16 protein-coding genes and 1 tRNA gene are annotated in these 22,859 nt (G+C 54.9%); 11 read left to right on the forward strand and 6 right to left on the reverse strand.

Annotation, left to right across the window (positions count from 1 at the left end; translation table 11 throughout):
* Positions 1-570 precede the first annotated feature (570 nt).
* Positions 571-646: transfer RNA gene (locus GOW93_RS04735), tRNA-Thr, on the reverse strand.
* A gap of 458 nt (positions 647-1,104) precedes the next feature.
* On the opposite strand from GOW93_RS04735, the gene GOW93_RS04740 reads away from it, so the two are divergent.
* The 4 genes from GOW93_RS04740 (at position 1,105) to GOW93_RS04755 (ending at position 5,239) form a co-directional block, all read left to right on the forward strand.
* On the forward strand, positions 1,105-2,244 hold the full coding sequence (locus GOW93_RS04740) for a sterol desaturase family protein (RefSeq protein WP_170381972.1): 1,140 nt from the start codon (positions 1,105-1,107) through the stop codon (positions 2,242-2,244).
* A 117-nt stretch (positions 2,245-2,361) separates the two neighbouring features.
* On the forward strand, positions 2,362-3,687 hold the full coding sequence (locus GOW93_RS04745; RefSeq protein WP_217354776.1) for an MBOAT family O-acyltransferase: 1,326 nt from the start codon (positions 2,362-2,364) through the stop codon (positions 3,685-3,687).
* Positions 3,662-4,585 carry a hypothetical protein gene (locus tag GOW93_RS04750; protein WP_170381974.1) on the forward strand — a complete coding sequence of 308 codons (924 nt, stop codon included), beginning with the start codon at positions 3,662-3,664 and terminating at the stop codon, positions 4,583-4,585. The genes GOW93_RS04745 and GOW93_RS04750 overlap by 26 nt, the downstream gene beginning before the upstream one ends.
* A 195-nt stretch (positions 4,586-4,780) precedes the next feature.
* Positions 4,781-5,239: a response regulator gene (locus tag GOW93_RS04755; RefSeq protein ID WP_217354777.1), complete on the forward strand. Its 459-nt coding sequence runs from the start codon at positions 4,781-4,783 to the stop codon at positions 5,237-5,239.
* 11 nt (positions 5,240-5,250) lie between these two features.
* On the opposite strand, the gene GOW93_RS04760 is transcribed toward GOW93_RS04755, so the two are convergent.
* Together GOW93_RS04760 and GOW93_RS04765 are read right to left on the reverse strand one after the other, a co-directional pair.
* A complete protein-coding gene (locus tag GOW93_RS04760; protein ID WP_217354778.1) occupies positions 5,251-6,864 on the reverse strand; it encodes an adenylate/guanylate cyclase domain-containing protein in 1,614 nt (537 codons plus the stop codon).
* Positions 6,857-9,967, reverse strand: a complete 3,111-nt coding sequence (locus GOW93_RS04765) for a response regulator (RefSeq protein ID WP_170381976.1) — start codon at positions 9,965-9,967, stop codon at positions 6,857-6,859. Before GOW93_RS04765 ends, GOW93_RS04760 begins: the two co-directional genes overlap by 8 nt.
* Positions 9,968-10,597: 630 nt before the next feature.
* Here GOW93_RS04765 and GOW93_RS04770 point away from each other — a divergent pair.
* From GOW93_RS04770 to GOW93_RS04785, 4 genes are all read left to right on the forward strand, one after another.
* A complete protein-coding gene (locus GOW93_RS04770) occupies positions 10,598-11,548 on the forward strand; it encodes an ABC transporter substrate-binding protein (protein WP_170381977.1) in 951 nt (316 codons plus the stop codon).
* A 77-nt stretch (positions 11,549-11,625) separates the two neighbouring features.
* Entirely contained in the window at positions 11,626-12,663 is a 1,038-nt protein-coding gene (locus GOW93_RS04775; RefSeq protein ID WP_170381978.1) for a quaternary amine ABC transporter ATP-binding protein, read from the forward strand.
* On the forward strand, positions 12,656-14,245 hold the full coding sequence (locus tag GOW93_RS04780) for an ABC transporter permease (protein ID WP_170381979.1): 1,590 nt from the start codon (positions 12,656-12,658) through the stop codon (positions 14,243-14,245). The genes GOW93_RS04775 and GOW93_RS04780 overlap by 8 nt, the downstream gene beginning before the upstream one ends.
* Before the next feature lie 54 nt (positions 14,246-14,299).
* Positions 14,300-15,280: an arginase family protein gene (locus GOW93_RS04785; protein WP_170381980.1), complete on the forward strand. Its 981-nt coding sequence runs from the start codon at positions 14,300-14,302 to the stop codon at positions 15,278-15,280.
* Here the strand turns inward: GOW93_RS04785 and GOW93_RS04790 are convergent.
* Together GOW93_RS04790 and GOW93_RS04795 are read right to left on the reverse strand one after the other, a co-directional pair.
* Positions 15,277-16,248 carry an agmatinase gene (locus GOW93_RS04790; RefSeq protein ID WP_170381981.1) on the reverse strand — a complete coding sequence of 324 codons (972 nt, stop codon included), beginning with the start codon at positions 16,246-16,248 and terminating at the stop codon, positions 15,277-15,279. The genes GOW93_RS04785 and GOW93_RS04790 overlap by 4 nt on opposite strands.
* Positions 16,249-16,315: 67 nt before the next feature.
* On the reverse strand, positions 16,316-17,836 hold the full coding sequence (locus GOW93_RS04795; RefSeq protein WP_170381982.1) for a trimethylamine methyltransferase family protein: 1,521 nt from the start codon (positions 17,834-17,836) through the stop codon (positions 16,316-16,318).
* 180 nt (positions 17,837-18,016) lie between these two features.
* On the opposite strand from GOW93_RS04795, the gene GOW93_RS04800 reads away from it, so the two are divergent.
* Positions 18,017-20,452, forward strand: a complete 2,436-nt coding sequence (locus GOW93_RS04800; RefSeq protein ID WP_170381983.1) for a GcvT family protein — start codon at positions 18,017-18,019, stop codon at positions 20,450-20,452.
* 90 nt (positions 20,453-20,542) lie between these two features.
* The gene (locus tag GOW93_RS04805; protein ID WP_170381984.1) at positions 20,543-21,514 is read left to right on the forward strand and encodes a LysR family transcriptional regulator; all 972 of its coding nucleotides are present in this window, start codon (positions 20,543-20,545) and stop codon (positions 21,512-21,514) included.
* Here GOW93_RS04805 and GOW93_RS04810 read toward each other — a convergent pair.
* Positions 21,511-22,530 carry a LacI family DNA-binding transcriptional regulator gene (locus tag GOW93_RS04810; protein WP_170381985.1) on the reverse strand — a complete coding sequence of 340 codons (1,020 nt, stop codon included), beginning with the start codon at positions 22,528-22,530 and terminating at the stop codon, positions 21,511-21,513. The genes GOW93_RS04805 and GOW93_RS04810 overlap by 4 nt on opposite strands.
* Before the next feature lie 137 nt (positions 22,531-22,667).
* Here GOW93_RS04810 and GOW93_RS04815 point away from each other — a divergent pair, with 137 nt between their 5' ends.
* Entirely contained in the window at positions 22,668-22,853 is a 186-nt protein-coding gene (locus GOW93_RS04815; RefSeq protein ID WP_170381986.1) for a hypothetical protein, read from the forward strand.
* The last annotated feature ends 6 nt before the right edge of the window (positions 22,854-22,859 follow it).

The following is a 22,859-nucleotide window of genomic DNA, read 5'->3' on the forward strand; positions in this document are numbered from 1 at the left end:
CCACAAACATTAGCGCAGCGTAAGCAGGGGGGGGCACCCCCCCCCTTTTTTGCTGTTCGACCAAAGTTACAGTTACAAGTAACATCCAAGGGAAGTGTGCTGAGGCTGTGTTTTTAGCCCTTCTACTGGGCGAAATAGGGAACCAGAAGGTGTGCCCCTAACCCAGCCATTTACCACTAGCCAACGGACGTAATAGGACGCGTGGCGGCCCATTTTTTTGCCATAGGCTTATCCTTGCACATCCAGGGTCAACGTCCGCCAACTTCTACTTTCTGGATAGTGTTCTATCGTGCCAGTGAAACTGCCTCGCAACATTGCCCCAAACCCATTCTGGGCGTCGAAGTTCCCAATGATCCTATAAACGCAGTTGCCAATATGCCCAGTGCCTCGCCCATATCGACCGGGAAACTTTGCCGTAGAGGGGTTACTACGCCCCGAGACTGGCTCTAACTGCCAGTCCTGAACGCAGCCTAGCCCGGATGTCTTAAAATCGAAAGCGCAAACGTCACCTTGCGGGTTTGCCGAAGATGTTGATTCCAGTGCTAAAATCGGTGTGCTGTCGAAGAAGGGTGGTGCCGCTGATAGGACTCGAACCTACGACCCCATCATTACGAATGACGTGCTCTACCAGCTGAGCTACAGCGGCATCCTTCTTTTCCGCGGCCCTACTATGGCCCTACTAGTTACTGCGCGCCATCTCTAACCCACTGGCCTCGAACGTCAATTGCGGATGGACCCGCTACTTACGAAGCGATTGCTCTACCAGCTGAGCTAATGCGGCGATACCGACTGACCGTGTAGTCGCTCGACGCTACGTGCGCAAGGTGATTCAGATGAGATTTCGGTCGACATAGTGACCGCGCATTCATCACATGTTGCGCAGGCCATAGGGTACCCCTGCCATCCCATCAAATAGATCGCCTCATAAAACCCAGGATCAAACAATAGAGAATAAAGTCTATATTGCCGGTAATACATGATTGTATTGGGCGTAGGTTCACGTAGCCCTGCCTTTCGGGCCAAAGAAACACCTTGAACGGTCGTGAATGTCATTCGCCGATGACAGCTCCATTCGCGCGGGTTACAAAGTCTTAGTTGTCGCGCATGTATTTTGAAGAGGGATGCCTCCCGCGAATTGACGATAGTTTCCAAATCGGCAGGCAATGGAGTCAAAATTGCCTCATTGATGCCGCAAATATTGGAGAAGGTTGTGCCACTATATTCTCAGATCAGAAAGAAACAGGCATGGAATTCATAGAAAGCATGATCACGACCATGTGGCAGAACACCGGCGGCGTTCTGTTCAATGCAGGTCACTTTCTGAGCATTGCTCCGCTTCTGATCGCGTTTTTGCTTGCCTTTGTTGTTATCGCGGTACGAATTCGCAAACGGACTGGCGATCTACCAGCATTACGGCGGGTTTTGTCGATGTTGTTTCCGCGAAAAGTTTTTTTTCACGGATCTGCCAGGATCGACTATTGGGTTTTCCTGATCAACCAAGGTTTTCTTTTTTGGATGACGGCTACCGTTGTTTTCAGCCCTGCGCTGGTATCAGAGTTGTTTCTAGGCTTGGCGAATTGGGTTGGCTTTGAGGGCGGAAACGTCGAAACTGGCCTTGCCGGACGGATCTTGTATTCGGTGATGCTGGTTCTGCTCTGGGATTTTGGCGCATCTTGGGCTCACTATCTCAAGCACAGAGTTCCAATTCTCTGGGAACTGCACAAGGTTCATCATTCAGCCGAAGTGATGACCCCGGTAACCGCAATGCGCCGCCACCCGATCGAGGCCGTTTTCGGCTCAATGGTGAGTGCTTTAGTCCTCGGGACAGGTGTTGCCGTTTGGGTATTCGCATTCGGTCAAAGTCCGATGCCATTCACGATTTTTGGTACGCTCGCAGGTATTTGGGTGTGGCGTATGGCAGGTTACAATCTGAGGCACACGCATGTCTGGATCAGCTATGGCGATTTCTGGAACCGGATTTTTATTTCTCCAGCTCAGCATCAGGTTCATCACAGTAACTCTCCGGAGCATTTCGACACAAATTTCGGTCACATCTTTTCGTTCTGGGACGCGCTGTTCGGGACGCTTTACCTGCCCAAGAGCGACGAGCGTGTGGAATTTGGTATTGATGAAGGCGACATGGATCAGTTCCGTTCGCTTTCGGGGGTGTACATTACGCCTTTGGTAAAAATCTGGCGGTATCTGCGAAAAAAAGAGGACCGAAGCCAGATCGCACCTGAATAACCGGCAAAGGACTTTGAAGCCGTGCTCTTCGCATCAATCCCATTTCTGGTTGGATTCCTACCGGCGGTACTGATCACGACCTTCGCCATGCGACGTTGGTTTGGGCTGCGCGGAGCTTTGGCAACATTGGTGATTGGTTCTCTTGTTTTCTATGGTTGGTACCATCCGCCGTTCCTGCTGCTGCTGCTGGGTTCTGTGGCTGTTAACTATGTTCTCGCTCAGAAGATTTCGGCGAGCCTGTCCAGGCTGCTCACAGGAATGGGCGTGGCGTTCAATCTAGCGCTTCTTGGCTGGTACAAATACGCAGGCTTTTTTGACGATATCGCGCGTGCTTTATCCGGAAACGGGTTCGGCATCCCTGATGTTCTGTTGCCTTTGGGCATTTCATTCTTCACCTTCCAGCAGATCGCTTATTTGGTGGATATCTACCAAGGCAAAGCAAAACCGGGCGATGCTTTGGAATACCTGTTTTTTGTTGCCTTTTTTCCGCAACTTATCGCCGGACCAATTGTTCACCATAGCGAAATGATCCCCCAGTTGTCGCAACCTCGTTTTGCCATGTTCAAGGCAGAGGACATTGCGTCAGGGTTAGTTCTTTTTTGCATAGGTCTTGCAAAGAAAGTTCTTATTGCTGACGGGTTGGCGCCCGGTGCTGATGCCATGTTCGAAGCGCAGGCATTGGGAATAGAACTGAGTGCAACCGAAGCATGGTTAGGTATGCTGTGTTACACGTTCCAGATATACTTCGATTTTTCGGGCTATGCAGACATGGCATTGGGTCTGGGGCTGCTGTTTGGCCTGAAATTGCCAGTCAACTTCAACTCTCCGTATAAAGCTACTGACATTATCGAGTTCTGGCGCCGGTGGCATATCACGCTGTCCAAGTTCCTGCGGGACTATCTCTACATCCCTCTTGGCGGTAATCGTCACGGGCCTTTTCGACGATATGCCAATCTTTGGCTTGTCATGCTTCTTGGTGGCCTGTGGCACGGTGCTGGATGGCAGTTTGTTGTCTGGGGCGGGTTACATGGGGCATATTTGACCACAGCCCATTTCTGGCGGGCAAATAATATGCCCAGGCTCTCGCCGACTATCGGGTTTGCATTGACCTTTGCCGCTGTCGTAATAGCCTGGGTGTTTTTCCGAGCAGAGACATTTGGCCAAGCTTATGCAGTTCTGCAGGCAATGTTTGGTTTTACGGCTGTGAACTATCTGTCCTCGGCCATCTTTGTAGAATTGAACTCGATCTTGGTCACGCTCTTGCTGGCTATGCTTCTTGCGTTTTTTGCCCCGAATTCAATCGAGATCTCAAAGAGATTGGAGAAGCGGCCCATCGGAATATTTTCTCCACTTTGGTATGCCATTGCAGGGTGCATAGCTGCGCTGTCCCTCACTCATATTTATTCAAGCGGAAGCCATGCGTTCATCTACTTCCAGTTCTGATATGGCAAACAAGGCGCTGTTGCGCATAGTGTCGTTCTTCGCGGCTACACTGGCGATTGCGATTCTGGCCAGTGAAGCTCTTGTAAGATTACAGGTCCTTCCACAGGACAACTACGCAAATCATGTGTCGATCTTAATGGCTACTGATCGTCCTGACGTTGCGTTTGGGGATAGTCGCACTGCTCGTGGCTTTGTGGCAGGCGACGGATTTGTCAATCTTGCTTTTCCGTCCGAGGGCATATCTCATATGGCCTGGAAAGCAGAAACTCATTTCGCCGAGCTGCAACCCGGACGTGTGATACTCCAGGCTGATCCACACTTTTTTGCCCCATATCGCTTGAACCGAAGGTTCGAGCCCTATCCCGAGTTATCTGCTGAATTTGCATCACCCAAAGCTTTTCATATGGCAGAGCCTCGTCACCGGGTACGGTTGCCTGGCTATTGGGTGCGATTTATTGAAAACGGGTTCATTCTGAACAGTAAAATTATGCAGACTGGGGACGGTGCCCTGCTATCTCCCGGAGATTTTGCCGCGCTGGATCCTCGAGCACAGATGTTGCAAGCCAGAAAGCGGGCAATAATTCACCAAACAGGTGCGAGCGTGTTGGTGAAGCGTGCACAAGTCGAATACGCGCAGATGCTAGATGCACTTGTGGAGAAGGGGGCAGAGGTTTGCTTGGTTAGCTATCCAGTTTCCCAAGCCTATATGGCGGCCGTGGGGAGCTCGTCTCGGGACCATATTCGATTCTTCAAAAATGAAGCTCAAAGAACAGGTGTTCGCTATGTTGACGCACGAACAATTGTTCCCAATCAGCACTATTTTCGCGATTCTGACCATCTTAATGCCGCAGGAGCCAAGGTGTTTTCAAATACACTGGTAAGCTTGTGCTTTGGCTGACGAACGGTGGCCGTTGCACTTGAGGAGGCCCACCTTTTTCCGGCTTATCTGATTAACATCACAGGTGTTGGTGACAGACATAAGTTGAGCGAAGGCTATAGATCGATTTCGTGCCAGGATGAATTTGATTGGCGTGGCTAACCAGTAATCCGTTGCATGAAACCCCATTATTGAGAGAATGTAACCTGAAGCAGGATGTGCGTCCTGATCATTGGGTCATGTTTGGCCAGTACTTCATCCGGTCTCGACCGTTCGAAGTTATTGGTGCGGTTTGCAGGGGGTGAGTTGGCCAAAGTTCTATTAGTTGAAGACAACGAAATGAATCGAGATATGCTGTCGCGTCGGTTGACACGCAAAGGTTATCTCGTCGTTGTTGCGAAGGATGGGCTGGACGGTGTTTCCATGGCTGGAAGCGAAGCTCCGGATATTATTCTGATGGACATGAGCTTGCCTGAGATTGATGGATGGGAAGCTACGCGACGAATAAAACGCGCGCCCGAAACAGCCTCGATTCCGGTGATTGCGCTGACAGCGCACGCAATGGCCAGTGATCGGGAGAAAGCACTAGCTGCGGGTTGCGATGATTTCGATACCAAGCCTGTCGAACTTAGTCGCCTGCTGGAAAAAATGGAAAGACTGTTGCCTGCGCTTTGACAGGCAAAAGGCTAACCAGACACAGATTTACGCGCAGTGACATAATGAGTTCTGACCTGCCCCTTGCCTTTTATTCGGGTCCAAACCGGATTGGTTAGGTCAAAACGATGTTTAACACGGTTTGCGGTTGCCTCGGAAATCTGTATCCGACCCGGCGCACCGGTTGTTTCCAGTCGGCTGGCAAAATTCACGGTATCGCCCCAGACATCGTACAGAAAACGGTGTGAGCCAACTATTCCCGCAACGACAGGCCCGCTATGGACACCTATTCTGATGTGCATCGGGGTATTGATTTGCAGGTTTAGTGCCTCGACTTGCTCGAGCATGCGAAGAGCCATCTCCACTATAACCTCGGCATGATCAGAGCGGCCATCAGGAACGCCAGCGGCGACCATATACGCGTCACCGATTGTCTTGATTTTTTCTACGCCAAGCTCCATCGCTGCCCGGTCGAACCCCGAGAACACCCGGTTCAGATCGCGAACCACCTGCGCTGGGGGCAAGCTTGCCGACATCTCGGTGAAACCTACGATATCGGAAAACAGGACAGTCACATCTTCGTAGCGGTCAGCAATTGTGGTTTCCCCATCGTGCAACCGAGTAACGATTGGCTGCGGTAAAATACTATGTAAAAGGGTTTCGTATTTCTGCTTCTCAGCGTTCATCTGCTTCAGATAGTGACGCTCTCGTTCGTGCCAGCGTTTTTTCTCCAGTGCCGCATTGATCCGGGCCTGCAACAGGATGGGGTCAAATGGTTTGGGTAAATAATCTTCGGCGCCCGCCTCGATGCATCGCGCTACATTTTCGATCTCGTCCAGGGCTGAAATCATTATGACAGGCAAATTGCGATGGGCGTCGTCTTCCTTCAATTTTGCCAATACGTCAAAGCCGTTAATGTCGGGCATCATAAGATCAAGAAGCACCAGATCGAACTGCTGTTGAGACACCATTTCCAACGCGGCGTGCCCACCCGCAGCAGTCCAGACCTGGTGGCCATCGCGTTCCAGACGGCGGGCAAGAAGGCTTCGGTTGGCCTCGACATCATCCACTACCAGAATCTTGCCTTTTTCAGGCTGAGTGAGCTTGGACCGGTCAACTGGCTGCATACTTTTGACCAGATTGGCAAACATTGCGGCTGTTGTTGGCGGCGTGCCGGCCCCTTCAAAGTCGTCGCTTGGAGGGGTTTCAGGCAGGGTTGCAGCCGAGTCTACGTGACGGAGCAGGGCATCTGTATGTTCGAGAAGTCCAAGCAAATCCGGTTCAAGATGACCGGCCTGCAAATCCTCCAGGTCCTCCAGCAACATCTCGCTGTAACCTTTGATCGCATTCATGGGCGTACGCAGGTCGTGGCGCAACCTTTTCAGGCCCTCATCGCCGTTGTTCGTAAGATTGAGCGCCACGTCTCGATGTAAAAGCTCGTCCACCAAAGCATTTAACTCTGCTGCGGCATTTGAAATCTTGTCGAGATCAGAGGCAACATCCTGCAGTGCCAGACGGGCCGCATCAGTTCGTAGAAGATCGCAAATGCCGACGATCGCACTGACAGGCGAGATCAGGTTTTGGCGCAAATTCGCCAGCCACGCCTTCCCTGCATACCGTGTTGCGTTTTCCTGATCGTCATTCACGATCACTGTCCCTATCAGCAGCGGGGCTAGAACCGGGCAGGATTTCGTTCAATTGCCTGAGGATCGTTTCGATTTGATCCCCATCTTTTTCAATCAACGTCTTGATCGAGCCATTCAACCGAGCCCGATCTTCGTTCGATACTGTTTTCGCCGTCACGACGATAACCGGTATTTCTTTCCAGTCAGTGTTTTTTCTCATGTTTGCCAGAAACTCGAAACCGTTCATCTCGGGCATCAGAAGATCCAGTAAAATCACATCCGGCACGGATTCTGAAAGACATCTGAGTGCATCCATGCCGTTTACCGCTTCCTCTATTTGCCAGCCGTCTTTGCTCAGAACTCTGCAGATGAGCTCCCGTGTTGCGGTTTCGTCCTCCACGACCAGAACCCGAGGTGCCGGGACAACAGGGCAGTGCTGTTTCAAGGCATTTAGCAGTTCAACAGTGTCAATGGGTTTGCCGAGGTATTCGCTGGCCCCCAGTGACAGCCCTTTGGTTCGGTCTTCTGCAAAGGTCAGCATGATAACCGGAATTTCCGACAGCTCAGGATCTTCTTTCAGCTTCGACAAAACGGCCCAGCCGTCTATCTCGGGCATGAACACATCCAGCGTTATTGCGTCTGGTTTGGTTGCACGGGCCAGCGCCAGCGCATCTTCACCCTTGGTCGAAGCAAGAATACGGTATCCCTCCTTGCGCAATCGCCGTCCCAAAAGATCATGTACCGTGGGGTCATCATCCACCAATAGAACCAGCGGCGCGTTAGGATCGCTGTGCAGATCGTTCTCTGAATAATCTGCTTTCTTCAGCCAACCGACCGAAGGATCTTGGCAGACGGCCGGTAAGCGGATGATGAAGTTGGATCCTTCACCAAGGGTGCTGGTACACTGAATACTACCCCCCAATTGTTCGCAGAAGACTTTGGTGATGGACAGTCCCAGACCGGTACCACCATAGTGACGTGTCGTGGATGAATCCGCCTGAGTGAATGCGTCAAATACCTTGTCGACTTGTTCTGGGGACATGCCGATGCCCTGGTCAGCAACAGAAAACTCCAACTCATCCGGTGTCGACGACCTTGCAACCGTCAGCGTGATCGTCGCATTTTCAGTGAATTTGCAGGCATTCGAAAGCAGGTTTAGCAATGCCTGACGTACCTTGGTCAGGTCGCAGACCATCTGCCCGACATCAACAGGGCATATTATCTCTAAGGTGTTGTTGTTCTTATCGGCCAACGGTTGCACCGTGGTTCTGACGTCTTTAACCATCTGGAATACGTCAAAGGATTCCAGATTAAACTCCATCTTGCCGGCTTCGATTTTGGATAAATCCAAAATATCATTGATCAGTGCCAGCAAGTGTTTCCCGGCCGATTGGATTTTACGAAGATCGCTTAGATTCGCCTGGTCATTCTGGTCAGTGGCTTCTTCCAGCATCAACTCGCTGTATCCGATAATCGCATTCAGCGGCGTGCGAAGTTCGTGACTCATATTCGCAAGGAATGTGCTTTTGGTTTTGTTGGCGGCTTCGGCGATATCCCTTGCCACGCGCAATTCGCTTTCCACCTGTTTCTGGGTGGTGATGTCGCGGCCATAGATATTTGCATATCCGCCTTCGGGAACCGGCCACAGCAACAGGGCATAAATCAGACCTCCTGCTTCGTATTCGAAATCCTGCCGCTGATCCTCAAGCAACCCTTTAGCGACACGCTTGCGCCACCCTGTTCCCACCCGGTCACCGACCTTTAACTGTAAGGCAGTGATAAGTGGGGCGCTTGCCCGGTTGGCGTAGATCAGTTTGCCCTGACTGGTGATCCGCAAGACCGGGTTTGGGTTCTCCTCTGGGATGCGCGCCAGCTCGCGCATCCTGTTTTCGGCCTGCTTTAACTGCGTGACATCCCGCCCATACAGGTTGACATGCTTGGCATCCGGAACTGGCCAGAGCAGAAATGTATAAACCATACCCCCGGCGTGACATTCAAAGTCCTGGCGTTCGTTTTCGCGCAACCCTTTCTCAACGCGTACCAGCCAGTCCTCGCAGACTTCGGCCCCGACCTTGAGGTTCAGCGCATCCAGCAACTGTGCGCAGGCTCTATTCGCAAAGATCAGTTTTCCATCGTTGCTGATGCACATCACCGGGTTGGGGTTTTCTTCCGGGATTTGTGCCAGTTCGGCATTCCGCGCCACGACCTTTTTCAGCTCGGTGACATCGCTGTAGATCGCGGCGATGCCATTATCGGCAGTTTTACGTTCGCTTATCTTGATCCACTCCCCAGATGCCCGACCTTGCATTTGGGAACCTTGGGGATTTTTGTGTCTTTCCAGCCGTTGCGTCAGCCATTCCTCTTCGCGCCCGACTGCATCTGCGATCACATTGAGCGACAGCGCTTTTCGAACAACTTGTTCAAATTTCATCCCCGGTTTGACCAGGTTTTCCTGCCCCGGATACAGCATCTTACGATACATCTCGTTCGCTAAAACCAAGCGATCATCCGCATCGTAAAGCGCAAAGCCCTCGGGTATCACGTCAATTGCATCAATAATTCTGTTCAGGGCCTGTCTTGGCGATGATTGCCCCAGATGGCCGGAATCCACGATCAGAGCGCATTGGGTCATGACACTTTGGGCGATTTCAATATCTTCTCGAGAGTAGCCCGAGGCAAGATTGGTGCTGAATGTGATGGCTCCGACAACCTTGCCAAAGGCTTTCATCGGCAGCACCATCGTCATGATCGGTTCTGTAGGGGCGGCAGTTTTACTGGCAATTCCATCCGTATTCTGTTCTCGTGCCTGGCCACGAAGCAGCTGCATTTGCCCGCTCTTTATCACCTTGCCAGCGTGGCCCTGTGATACAGGGATATGCGTTTGTGACAATACGGGTCGCGGGTTCTGGGTATCCAGCAGCGACCCTTCTTGATACGTATTTCCATCTGCACTTAGCACTGCCAACGTGCATTCATCGAAATCAAAAGCGCCCCTCAACCGACGTGTGATCTCAAAAAGTACACCATCTTGTTCCAGGCTATCCGCGATCAGAGTTTCTATTTCCGCAAGTATTTGCGATTTTTTATTGAGTTCAGGCTCTGGATGATCACCGGATCGGTTCATGAAAATGCTCTCCCACGGGCGAAACCAGTATGTCGGCGAAGCATTCTTCCTTGGTTTCCCATCCCGTTTGCAGTTCAAAGGAAATAAGGGAACAAAACAAGTTTTTTTGAGACTGACTGTTTGTACCTGCGGATTGAGGCGGGCCAAACGAGCTTACTTTGACTTCCTGACTGCATTTTTTTTCAAAAGAACAATACGTTCCATGCAAAAAACTTACTCGACTACGAGTTAGCTGGGATACCCGCTCGCCAGCCCTAGACAATGGAGACAGAGGGACGCGAACAGTGCGCGAGAGTTCTGCATAGGCTGAGCGATCTGGATGTTATTGCCCTAGTCGCCGCATTCTGGGTGTCCCCATACTGCCGACAGATAAGGCGGGCTGGTTTTACAGTCCATGTCATGATTTGCAAAAAACAAAAACTAATTTACGATAATATCGCATATGTGTGTTTGTCACGTCTGCCTCTTGATGGGTAGCATGCTGGCATGTTTCACTTTTCCGGTCAAAACGGTGCAATCATGCCGTTGGCCAAAATGATCCGGAGGCTTTGCCTGCCGACAATTGTCTAAAAGGCGCGCCCCGTCCGGACCGAGACAAAAAACGACAGACTACCAACATGGAGATATCAGATGAAAAAATTTGCAACGCTACTGGGAGGCGTATCAATGGCGGTCGCCGGACCGGCGATGGCAGCGGATATCGTAATAGGTGTGCCGAACTGGCCTTCGGTGAACGCTACCGCGCATATCCTGAAGGTGGCGATTGAACAGAACCTAGGGCTGGAAGTTGAATTGCAGAACGGTACCAACCCGATCGTTTTCGAGGCAATGGATTCCGGTGCGATGCATGTCCACCCTGAGGTTTGGATGCCGAACCAGCAAAACCTACACGATACATACGTCACCGATAAAGGCACCGTTGCGTTCAACGCCAATGGTGTTGAAGCCTTCCAAGGCATGTGCGTCGACAAGGCAACAGCGGATGCAAACGATATCCGCTCAATCGACGATTTGACAAACCCCGACATTGCCGCGCTATTTGATAGCAATGGCGACGGTCAGGGCGAGGTCTGGATCGGCGCGCCGGGTTGGGCCTCGACCAATGTCGAGAAAATCCGCGCCAAATCATATGGTTATGATCAGGTCATGGAGCTGACCGAGATCGACGAAACTGTGGCGTACGCGAATCTGGATAACGCGATCAAGGCAGGCGAGCCGTGGGTCGGATTCTGCTACACGCCTCATTACGTGTTTGCGCTGCATGACATGCAGATTTTGGAAGAACCAGCTTATGACGCCTCCAAGTGGAATGTTCTCCAGCCCACTGACGATCCTGAATGGCTTGAGAAATCCGAAGCAGGGGTAGCGTGGGATCTGGCGTATCTGCACCTGCATTATGCAAAGTCTCTTGAAGAGGAGTATCCCGAGGTCGCCCAGATGCTGGCCAACATGAAGTTGGACACCGATGCGGTATCCGCCATGACCTACGCGCTGGTAATCGAAGGCAAAGAGCCGTTGGCCTATGCCGAAGAATGGGTCGCCACGAACGAGGATGCCGTTCTGGACTGGATGTCTCAGTGATTGACGCTGATCCAAGCTGAAACTCAGACAGGCTGCCGGATTCGTTCGGTGGCCTGTTCTGCATCAAAGGGACAAAAATGACCGAAACAGTCGTAAAGCTGACGGATGTCTGGAAGATCTTTGGCGCACGGGCCGAAGAAGCCATGACCGCCGTGCGGAACGAGGGCATCGGAAAGCCTGAAGTTCTTGAGAGATTCAATTGCGTCGTGGGTGTGCAAGGCGCCACCTTCGAAGTGCCTCGGGGTGAGATTTTCTGCATCATGGGCCTGTCGGGCTCGGGCAAATCTACCCTGGTGCGGCACGTGAACCGCCTGATCGAGCCAACTTCGGGCAAGATCGAGATTCTGGGCCATGACGTGTCCAAAATTTCCGAGTCCGAGTTGCGCCGTATCCGGGCACAGCAGATTGGGATGGTGTTCCAGCATATGGCGCTGATGCCGCACCGCTCGGTGCGGGATAACGTGGCCTATCCGTTGGAAATCCGGAAGGTATCGAAATCCAAGCGCTGGGCGGTCTCCGATCACGCGCTGGGATTGGTTGATCTGACCGGGTACGAAGATCGTCTGCCAAAGGAATTGTCAGGCGGGATGCAGCAACGGGTGGGGATTGCCCGCGCGCTGGCGTCGGACCCGGAAATCCTGCTGATGGATGAGCCATTCTCGGCCCTTGACCCGCTGATCCGACTGCAATTGCAGGATCAGTTCAAGGCGCTGGTGGCGCAGCTTCAGAAAACAACGTTGTTCATTACCCACGATCTGGATGAGGCCATCCGCATCGGCCACCGGATTGCCATCATGAAAGATGGTGTGATCGTGCAAATCGGCACGCCGGAAGACATCGTCATGAATCCGGCGGATGATTATGTGCGCGAGTTCGTACAGGGCATTTCAAAGCTCAAACTGGTCAAGGCGCATTCGATCATGGAGCCGATGGACAGCTATTCCGGGCCGCTCGACGGTGCGCCACGCGCGGATGAGGGATCAGATTTGGATCAGTTGATTGATCTGGCCGTGAATACTGAAATGCCGGTCGTCATCACCGATGCGGGCGCAGATGTAGGCGTTGTAACCAAGCCGCGCCTGCTGCGTGGAATTCAGGGGGGTAAAAATGACTGATGCAGCAATGGAAGTGAAAGTCACGGCCGCCTCTGATATCGAGGTCGACCGCGAGGCGCTGGACCAGTCTATTCACGACTTTGCCGGACCAAATGGCGACTACTATGTCAACGCCTTCCACAAAATCCACGATGCGACCAGCCCGGTGCCCAATACGTTTAACAAATGGGCGGCAGTGCTGGGGCCTTTCTGGTCGGCGTCGCGCGCAATCTGGGGCATGTTCTGGACCTTCCTGATCCTGGAAATCATTGCGTGGGTGCAGATTGGTCGTGGTGCATGGGGCAACCCCGGTGCTGATCTGGCCGAACGGGCCGAACGCCAGCAAGCCCGCGCAGACGAGTTGCTGGGAAGGGCAGCCGATGCCACGGAAAAAGCCGACATAGACCGGTTCACCAAACTGGCCGAGAACATCCAGAAGGCTGCGGATAACAGCTTTGCGCAGGCGCAGGCCGCACAGTCCGAGGCGACGGGGATCATGATCACTGGCCTGCTGATGTTGCTGGTTTTCAAGCTGGCTCAGGGTTTCTACGCGGACCGTGTCTATGAAAAGCAGTACTCGAAATGGCGGATTGACCCGGCCAGTACGGAAAGTGGCCGGTCGACGCGCAACACGGTACTGGGTGCCGTACTGGTGGCTGCAATTGCACCGCTAATCATCTACAAGTTCACGGTGAACGCCTCATTGGCGATGCTGGATGCCTTCCCTGAACAACAGGTCTCGGCCATGATTTTGGGGGAAGGGCAGGGAACATTGTTCTCAAACCTCGCCAGTTGGATGGAGGCGCAGATCGACGCTGCGGCTGCTGCCGGGGGCGATGTCTTTGACGGGATTGTGGCTGGTGTCAGGTCGGTTCTTGATGCGTTGACCATTGCGTTGATAGGGTCTCCGTGGCCGGTTGTGATGCTGGTCATCTGCGTGACCGCATGGCGTGCGGCGGGGCCGCGGGTGGCGATCTTCACTGCAGCCTCGTTGGCCTATATCGCCCTGCTGGGCTACTGGGATGTGGCAATGGAGACGGTGGCACTGGTTGGTGCTGCTGTGTTGCTGTGCGTCGTTTTCGGTATTCCGTTGGGTATCTGGTTCGGCAAGTCCAAACGCGCCTATCGCGCGGCCGAGCCGGTGCTGGACCTGATGCAGACGCTTCCAGCCTTCGTCTATCTGATCCCGATTATCGCCTTTTTCGGCACCGGTAACCCGCCGGGTATTCTGGCTACGATCATCTTTGGCATGCCGCCTGTCATTCGTCTGACGGCATTGGGGATGCGCGGGGTTCCGGACAGCATCAAAGAGGCCGCCGTTGCCTTTGGTGCCTCGAAATGGCAGCTGCTGAAGGACGTCGAAATCCCGCTGGCCTTGCCGTCGATCATGACTGGGGTCAATCAGACCATCCTGATGTGCCTGTCGATGGTGGTGATCATCTCGCTGATCGGTGGTGGTGGTCTGGGCAAGGAAATCCTTGAGGCGCTGCAATACGCCGCCAAGGGACCGGGCCTGCTGGGCGGCTTCGCAATCCTGTTCCTGGCCATGGTCATGGATCGGATCGTGCAAGGGGCGTTCCGGCGAGAAGACGAGAAAATCTAAACAAACCCGCCCCCGGTTTTCGCCGGGGGCGTTTTTCTGTTACCGGGGAAGACAATGACCGACCGTTATGAACAATCCATGATGGAAAACCTTTACTGGTGGGGAGTGCCCACCTTGTTCCGCTGCCCGAATGTAGGGCCTGAAGGGCAGGATATCGCGCTTGCAGGCGTGCCCCATTCCACCGGCAACGGCACGACTGAACGGGATCAGCATCTGGGTCCACGTGCTCTGCGTCACGTGTCGGCCGTGCAGCGTCGGGTGCATTCACTGTTCGGGATCGACCCCTGGAACAGTGCGCGAATTGCCGATGTGGGGGACGTGCCGTTCCCCAAGGCCAATGACAACGAAGACTGCATCGAACGCATCACTGAATTCTACAAAGAAATCGACGCAGCAGGCGCGCGGCCTGTTTCTGTCGGAGGCGATCATTCGATCACCGGCGGGATCGTACAGGCGCTGGGCCGGGGCAAGCTGGCAGGTGGTGAACCGATCAGCTTTCTGCATCTGGACGCGCATACTGACGTGTTCACCAAGGTTGATCATTTTCTGGGCGCCAAGAAGTCGGCGGCGCATTGGGGGGCGTATCTGGCCGATCAGGGACAGGTCGATCCGACACGGTCCATGCAGATTGGCCTGCGGGGCCATCCCCGCAGTCTGGACTGGCTGCAACCCTCATACGACTATGGATATAACATCGTCACTATGCGCGAATTCCGGCAGCGCGGGCTTGAGGATGTAGTGGCACAGACGCGCGAGGTTCTGGGCGACCGTCCGGTCTATATCACCTTCGATCTGGATTGCCTCGACCCGACGGTTGCACCGGCGGTATCCAATCTGGAACCCGGTGAAAAGGGGTTCGACATTGACGAAGCCGTCGGCATCCTGCGCGCCGCACGCGGATTGAATATCGTAGGCGGAGACGTCGTCTGCATGATGCCCACCAAGGACAGCCCCAACAACATCACCGCCCTGACAGCTGCAGCGGTGATGTTCGAGATGATCTCGATGATCGCTGAAAACGTAAGCGGGGCTTAAGGCCGCCGCGCGTCCACTGCCTGCGCCAGAACGCAGAGCAGTTCGAACATCAGCGAAATACCAAGCCAGGCCGTGCCGCCCTCGGGATCGAAGGGTGGCGCGACCTCGACCAGATCGGCGCCGACCAGATTGACGCCAGCCAACTTGCGAATGACCTGTTGCGCTTGAAAACTGTTCGGCCCGCCTATTTCCGGCGTGCCGGTGCCGGGCGCATAGGTCGGGTCGACAAAGTCGATATCATAGGTGCAATAGGTCGGCGCCGTTCCGACAATGCTGCGCACCTCGGCCATGACGTCGTCGATACCCCGATCGAACAGCTCCTCGATGCGGATGATGCGGATGCCCTGCGCTTCACCCCATTCTATGTCTTCCGTGTTATAGGCGGTGCCGCGGATGCCTACCTGAACAAAGCGTTTCGGGTCAACCAGCCCTTCCTCGACCGCACGACGGAACGGGGTGCCGTGGGTGAATTTGTGGCCGCCGAAATAACTGTCGAACAGGTCGGTATGGCTGTCGAATTGGATCAGACCAAGCGGGCCGGATTTCGCCAGCGCACGCAGAACGGGCAAGGTGGTCAGGTGGTCCCCTCCGGCGGTCAGGGGCGCAATGCCCCGGTCGTGAAGGTTCGAGTAGAATGCAGTCACCCGATCCAGCGTATCTCCGATATCCACGGGGTTTGGCGCGACGTCGCCCAGATCGGCACAATTGACCAGTGAAAACGGCGCGACGCCTGTTACCGGGTTCATCGCCCGGATCATTGTCGAATAATCCCTCAGTTGGCGCGGCCCGTGCCGAGCGCCGGGGCGGTTGGTGGTGCCTCCATCCCACGGGATGCCGACCAGGCCCAACTCAACCTCGGCAATACGGTCGTGGTCCAGCGTCAGGCTGGGCAGGCGCATAAAGGTTGGAATGCCGGCGAACCGGGCTAGCTCCATCGCTGAAACCGGCTGAAAAAATGAACTGGTCATGAGGTCCCCGTCTTCTGTGTTACTTGAGGTGAGCCTAGCCGCAGAATTGTGGCTTGGAAATGCGCGTTCAGATCAGGATGCGAAAGCGATTGCGAATCTTGGCATCCTGCTCGGGCGTCAGATATTCTGGATGATGCGTAGCCAACACTTCTTTGGCCTTTTCGCGCGCAGCTGACCAGGCGTCGGTCGCGCCTTCCTCCTGCCACGTGCGCGGCTCGTTCCGGTCGGCGAGGGCGGGGTAGAAATAGTCCCGCTCCATCGCTGCGTAAGTGTGGGCACTGCCAAGGAAATGCCCGTCGCCCAAAACCGATTGACAGATCGCATCAAAGCCCAGGTTTTCTTCGGTCACTTCGATCCCGCGCAAGGCGCGGTAGGTATGAGAGTGCATCTCGTTGTCCAACACGAAGGCTTCGAAACTGGCACCCAAAAGCGAGGCTGTCATGCCCGAGCTTTCATAGATCAGGTTGCCCCCGGCCAGCGCTGCGGCAAGGGACGTTATTCCTTTCTCGGCCCCATATTGCGCATCAATGGCCTTGGCGTCGGTCATTGAGGCCGCAACACCCGAGGGCAGGCCCATCCAGTTAGTGATTTGCGCCGATGCGGCGTTCAAAATGGCAGTTTCACCACTGCCTCCGGCGAAGGATCCTGTGCGCAAGTCCACGATGAAGGGCCAGTTGGAAAACACCATTGGAAAGCCAGGTTGGATCGTGTTGACCATGACCAGACTGGCCAGCGTTTCCGCCAGAGATTGCGCTAGAAAGCCAGCGAAAGTCGCAGGGGCGGTCGCACCCGCCTGCGCGGCGGTGATGCAAGACATGGGGATATTGTGGGCCACACATTCATAGACCACGTCCACCGCATCCTCGCCATATCGCAGCGGAGAGATCACCGGGCTGATATGTGCTTTCAAAAAGGGGCGCTTGGCGAACTCTCCGGGTCCTCCGGCTACGATGTCCAGCATCTCGACAATGGGTGCGACGTGTTCGGCCAATGTGAACGAGGTTGCCACCGGTTTGGTCGTGTTGCGCACCAGCGCGTAAACCGTGTTGACGTCCAGATCGAGGACGTCGGGCAGATCGGTCGCGACGCAACAGCGAGTGAACCAACTGACATTGGCCAATGTATCTTGTAGCCGCGTAAAGTCGTGTAGATCAGCCAGCGTCGAGGGGCGGTAAAGGCCGCTTTCCATGTCTAGTGTTTGCACAGCCGCGCCTCCGGTTCCAAAGAACACGCGGTCGCCGCCGACTTCGATTGAGCGCGCCTGATCCCGGCCATGGAAGGTGAACGTCTTGGCGGCGGTCGCAATCGCGCGTTCCACCATATTGCGCGGGAAGATCAGCCTGCCCGGCTCTCCGGGTTGTGCGCCCGCTGCCCTCAGTTCGGCGGCCAATCGGTCAGGGACATCGCCCATGCCGAGCGTTTCCAACAAGCGTAAAGCGGTGTCATAGATTTGCTGGATTTCGGGTTGTGTCAACGGTTTGAACATGCCGCCGCTTTGGCCAGGAGGGCAGGGATCGACAACAGGTTTTGCCGCACGCTGCGCATGCCGGGCGCGGCGACCGCTTCTTTTGGCTCCTTTCGAGGGCATCCAGTTCCTTTCCCGATTGTCTTTCGCGAAGGGTAATCGGCAATCTGCGTCCGCTGCAAAGGGGAACTGCGAATTTCAGAATCCTCAATCGCAGTTTCGTTTTTTCAATAGAACCGACACCTTTGTTGTTTGAACCTTTTGTTTCGCAAAACTTACCTCAAGCCAGAGGGAGCAGAGCCAATGAAGTCGCGCACCAAGGTTGTTGTGATAGGCGGCGGGATCGCCGGATGTTCAACGCTGTATCACCTGACGCAAGAGGGGTGGACGGATGTGGTTCTGGTTGAACGGAACGAATTGACCTCGGGCACCACTTGGCATTCTGCGGCGCAGGTGACGAATTTCGGCATGAACCAGACGATGGTGGGCCTGAAAACGCACTCAATTCAGCTGTACAAGGAACTGGCCGAGGATCCGGACTATCCAATCAACTACCACCATGGCGATGGCGGAATTCGCTTGGCCAATACCGAGGCGCAGATGCAGGGGTACCGTCATTTCACCTCGATGGCGCGCGGGATGGATGTGCATTTCGAGGTGATCGATGCCGAGGAATGCGCCCGTCGGCATCCCTTGATCTCGACCGAGAACCTGATCGGCGGGTTGTGGGATCCGATGGACGGCGATATCGACCCGGCGCAACTGTGTCAGGCGTTGGCGCGGAGGGCGCGCAAAGCAGGCGCCGAGGTTTATCGGAACACACCCGTCACGGCCTTGACCCAGCACAGCGACGACACTTGGACCGTGCATACCGAACATGGCGACATCGAGTGCGATATCGTGGTGAATGCCTGCGGCTACAGGGTCAATGAGGTTGGCGCGATGATGGGGGTACATCATCCGGTCGCGTCGATGGAGCATCAATATTTCCTGACTGAAGAAATCCCGGCCATTCGGGACGCGGGACACCGGATGCCGCTGCTGCGCTGTCCGATCGGCGACTATTACTGCCGACAGGAAAAGAACGGACTGCTGCTGGGTTTCTATGAGCAGGATTGCAAGACCTGGGGCATGGACGGGATCGATCCGAACTTCGTCAACGCTCTGTGCCCGGACGATCTGGACCGGGTGACCGATGTGCTGGAGGGTGCCTTTGCCCGTATGCCTGCGTTGATGGAGGTCGGGGTGCACACGGTCGTCAATGGACCAATCACCTATACGATCGACGGCGCGCCACTGGTCGGGCCGACCCCTGGCAAACGTAATGCGTTCTGCATCATCGGGCTGCGCGCTGGGCTGGGTGAGGGGGGCGGCCATGGTTGGTTGCTGGCCCAACAGATCGTCCATGGTGAGGCGAGTTATGACACGTGGTGCCTGGATCCACGTCGGTTCACAGGCCATGCGAACGTGGAGTTGACGGCATTGAAGGCGATCGAGGACTATCAGAACGAGTTCCGCTTTCATTTCCCGCATGAACACCGCCCCGCAGGCAGACCGGCGAAAACAACGCCTCTGACACCTGTTCTGGCCGCCGAAGGTGCCGCGTTCACGGTAATCAATGGATGGGAGAGAGTGGAGTATATAAAACCTTCCCCGGATTTCTCCCCAACACTCAGTTTCGATTTTGACGAAACATTCGACCTGATCGCGGATGAGGTGGCCAATGTCCAGACAGGCGTTGGGCTGGCCGAGGTAAACGGTTTCAACCGGATTGAAGTCACGGGCACAGACCGGCACAGCTTTCTGGATCGGATGTTCTGCGGCACCGTCACGCGGCGCGACGGTCGGGTAGGGCTGGGTTATCTGCTGAACCATCATGGCATGGTCAAGGCCGAAGCGACTGTCGCCAACCTGCCTGCCAGCGATCGAGGGCCAGACCGCCTGTGGTATGGGTCCGCCGCCGCGAGCGAGTTTCATGACATGGACTGGCTCACCCAACACATGCGCGTTGGCGAAGACGTGCACCTGCGCAGCTTGACCAATGAACAGACCATCTTGGTGCTTGCGGGCCCCAAGGCGCGCGATGTCTTGTCCGCCTGCGCTCGCGGCGACTGGTCTGCTACGGCTTTCCCGTGGCTCAGCGTCCGAGAATGTTTTGTCGGGATCGCTCCGGCCACGGTCATGGGTGTCAGTTTCTCGGGCGAGTTGGCTTATGAAATTCATGTTCCCAACGCCTCGCTTTATGCGGCTTATCTTGCGTTGCGGCAGGCTGGCGAGACGCATGGGTTGAAGCTGTTCGGTGCGCGGGCGGTTGAATCCATGCGCATGGAGAAAAGCTTTATGCATTGGAAAGCCGATCTGATCACAGAATTCGATCCGTTCGAAACCGGGCTGGATCGATTTGTAAAGCTGGATAAGGGCGCTTTCATCGGGCGTGACGCCTTGCTGGCGCGCCAAGCGGTGGGGCCGCAAAAGAAACTCGTTGTGATGCAAATCCACGAAACACAACGGCCCGCCCATCCGGGCGCGTCGCTGCTGCGGGGGGATCAGGTTGTGGGTACGGTTACCTCTGGCGATTGGGGGCATCGCACCGGCCTGAACCTTGCGCATGCGTTTGTTGATCCAGAACAGTCCGAGGTAGGAGCCGATATGGAGCTGGATTCCTGCGGTCAACGCGTGCGGGCCACAGTTATACCGCCTTCGCCGTACGATCCGGGGTTTGAGCGAATGAAGGCGTGATCGAGGCTCTTTGAACAACTTCCCCATTGCCGATGGCGCTAAACTTTGCTTGGGTTCTTTTCGAAGAAATCGAAACAATGGGTGTGTGCGGTGTCGAAAACTCTGAGCCTTCGATGGCTGGAAGTCTTCCGTTTGGTTGCCAGATCGGGGTCGATCCAGCAGGTCGCCTCCGAGACGGGGCTGTCGATCAGCACTGTTTCGAACCACCTGCGCAGCCTTGAGGGAGCACTGGGTGTAGATCTGGTTGATCACGGGCGACGTCCAATGGGCCTGACACCTGCCGGAGAGGTGTTTGCGCGCTATGTCCGTGATGGGCTGACGGTGCTGAAACGGGGCGAGGCCGAAATCCGTTCCGGAAACTGGCGGCACGCGACTGACCTGCGGCTAGCTTTGATCGACGATTTTGACAATCAGATCGCGCCGGATTTGTTCCGCTTTCTCGCTCAGGCCCTGCCACGATGCAGTTTCCGCCACTACACGCGCCCTAGTCATGAAATCATTGCCAATCTGCAGGAACACAAGCTGGATGCAGGGGTGGCCACCCGGCCGTCTGAGCGGACTGAGGGGTTGATTGAATATCCGCTAATGCGCGATCCGTTTATCGTTATCCTGCCAAATGCCTATCAGGGCGCGCCTGAAGATTTGTTGAAGCCAGACGCGGATTTGCCGCTGCTGCGCTATTCTCGGGATCTTATGATCGGCAAGCAGATCGAGATTCAGTTGACCCGGAGCAAGTACAACCTGCCCAATCGGTTTGAGATGGAATGCAACCATTCAATCATTGGTCTGGTGGCCGAGGGCAGCGGCTGGGCGATAACGACCGCCGCCTGTTTCCACCGCGGTCAGAGGTTTCATGACAGTGTCCGAGCCATTCCGTTTCCCGGTCGAAATTTCGTTCGCACGGTGTCTTTGTTTACAACCGAGGTATACCCGGAAACGACCTCGAAACTGATTCAGAAGGCGATGGCCAATCTGATCCGGCAGCATTTCACCGAACCGATGTGCGAAAATCATAGCTGGTTGAAGGACGATTTCCGAACGATGGAGGCTGAGGCCGCCTAAGCTGGTGGCCCAAGTGATTGACGTTCTACTATGCGAGTGGACAGCCGTACGCCTGTGCCAGCCCTGCGATTTTCAAGCATCCCGACCAACTCCAGCGCTGCGCGGCGGCCCATTTCCCGATGGGGCACATGCACGGTTGTCAGGGCCGGCGTGGCGATCCGAGCCAGCTCGATATCGTCAAATCCAGTGATTGAAACGTCCCTGGGCACCTGCAGCCCCATTTCTCTTGCCCTGTGCAAGGCACCCACGGCCAGAACGTCGTTGCCGCACAAAATTGCGGTGGGCGGGTTGGGCCGGGACATCATCTGGGAAAATGCCTCGGCACCATTTTCAATCTCATATGGTGTTTCGATGATGGCCAGATCAGATGAAGGCATATCATGCTGCTTTAATGCGTTTTTGACGCCTTCGATCCTCAGCCGTGCGCGATCATTGCCCGCGCTGATGCCGGAAATCACGCCGATCTTTCTGTGTCCCAGTTCGATTACACGGGTTGCCAGCTCGGCCATCGCCATTCGGTTGTCAAATCCGATTGAGGTAACCTGCGCGTGGGGCAGATAGGACCAGGCTACCAGGGCGGGGATGTTCCTGCGCTCAAGGTCATTGTAAATTCGCGGATTGCGATCGTGCCCGATTAGCAGCAACCCATCTGCGCCACGCGCGACCAGAGTGCGGATCTGCTCTTCTTCGATATCGGGTTCATAGGCCGAGCTTGAGACCAGCAGGGTATAGCCGTGTTTGTGCAACTCTTCCTGAAACGCCTGTAGGCCGCGGGCAAAGATAGCATTTTCCATGGTGGGAATGATCGCGCCGATCGTCGAACTCCGCTTGGCTGCCATCACCCGCGCGGCAAAGTTCGGCATATAGCCCAACGTATCCACTGCGGACAGCACCCGCTGGCGCGTTGCCTCGACCACGCGATCCGGGTTGTTCAGACAGCGCGAAACGGTGGCCGTCGACACCCCGGCCAGTTTGGCGACATCATCCAATGTTGGCGCTGATCCAAGTTTCGACATTTTCAAACCCGTAATTTGCTTTTGCCAATAACTCTAAACTTAAGAATGGTGCAAGAAAAGCGATTGTGTAAGCGCTTGCATTTTTCATGTAAGCGCTTACAAATAGCGTCGGGCCGAATCTATAGGGAGTCCGGAGAATGTTTCTGATCGCATCCGTCATCGTGTTCGTCATCTACTTTGCGAACGTCGCAATGGGGGCTTTTGCGGGCAGTGCGTTTCTTGGGGACGTAGGAGAAATGTTGGTCCTGTTCGCGGCGTCGATCCTGTTCGTTGTCGCAATTTTGAAAAAGGAAGCTGATCGTGACGCTGAAAGCGACAGCTGACTTTTT

Source organism: Ruegeria atlantica, from assembly GCF_013032455.1.
Classification (GTDB): domain Bacteria; phylum Pseudomonadota; class Alphaproteobacteria; order Rhodobacterales; family Rhodobacteraceae; genus Ruegeria; species Ruegeria atlantica_B.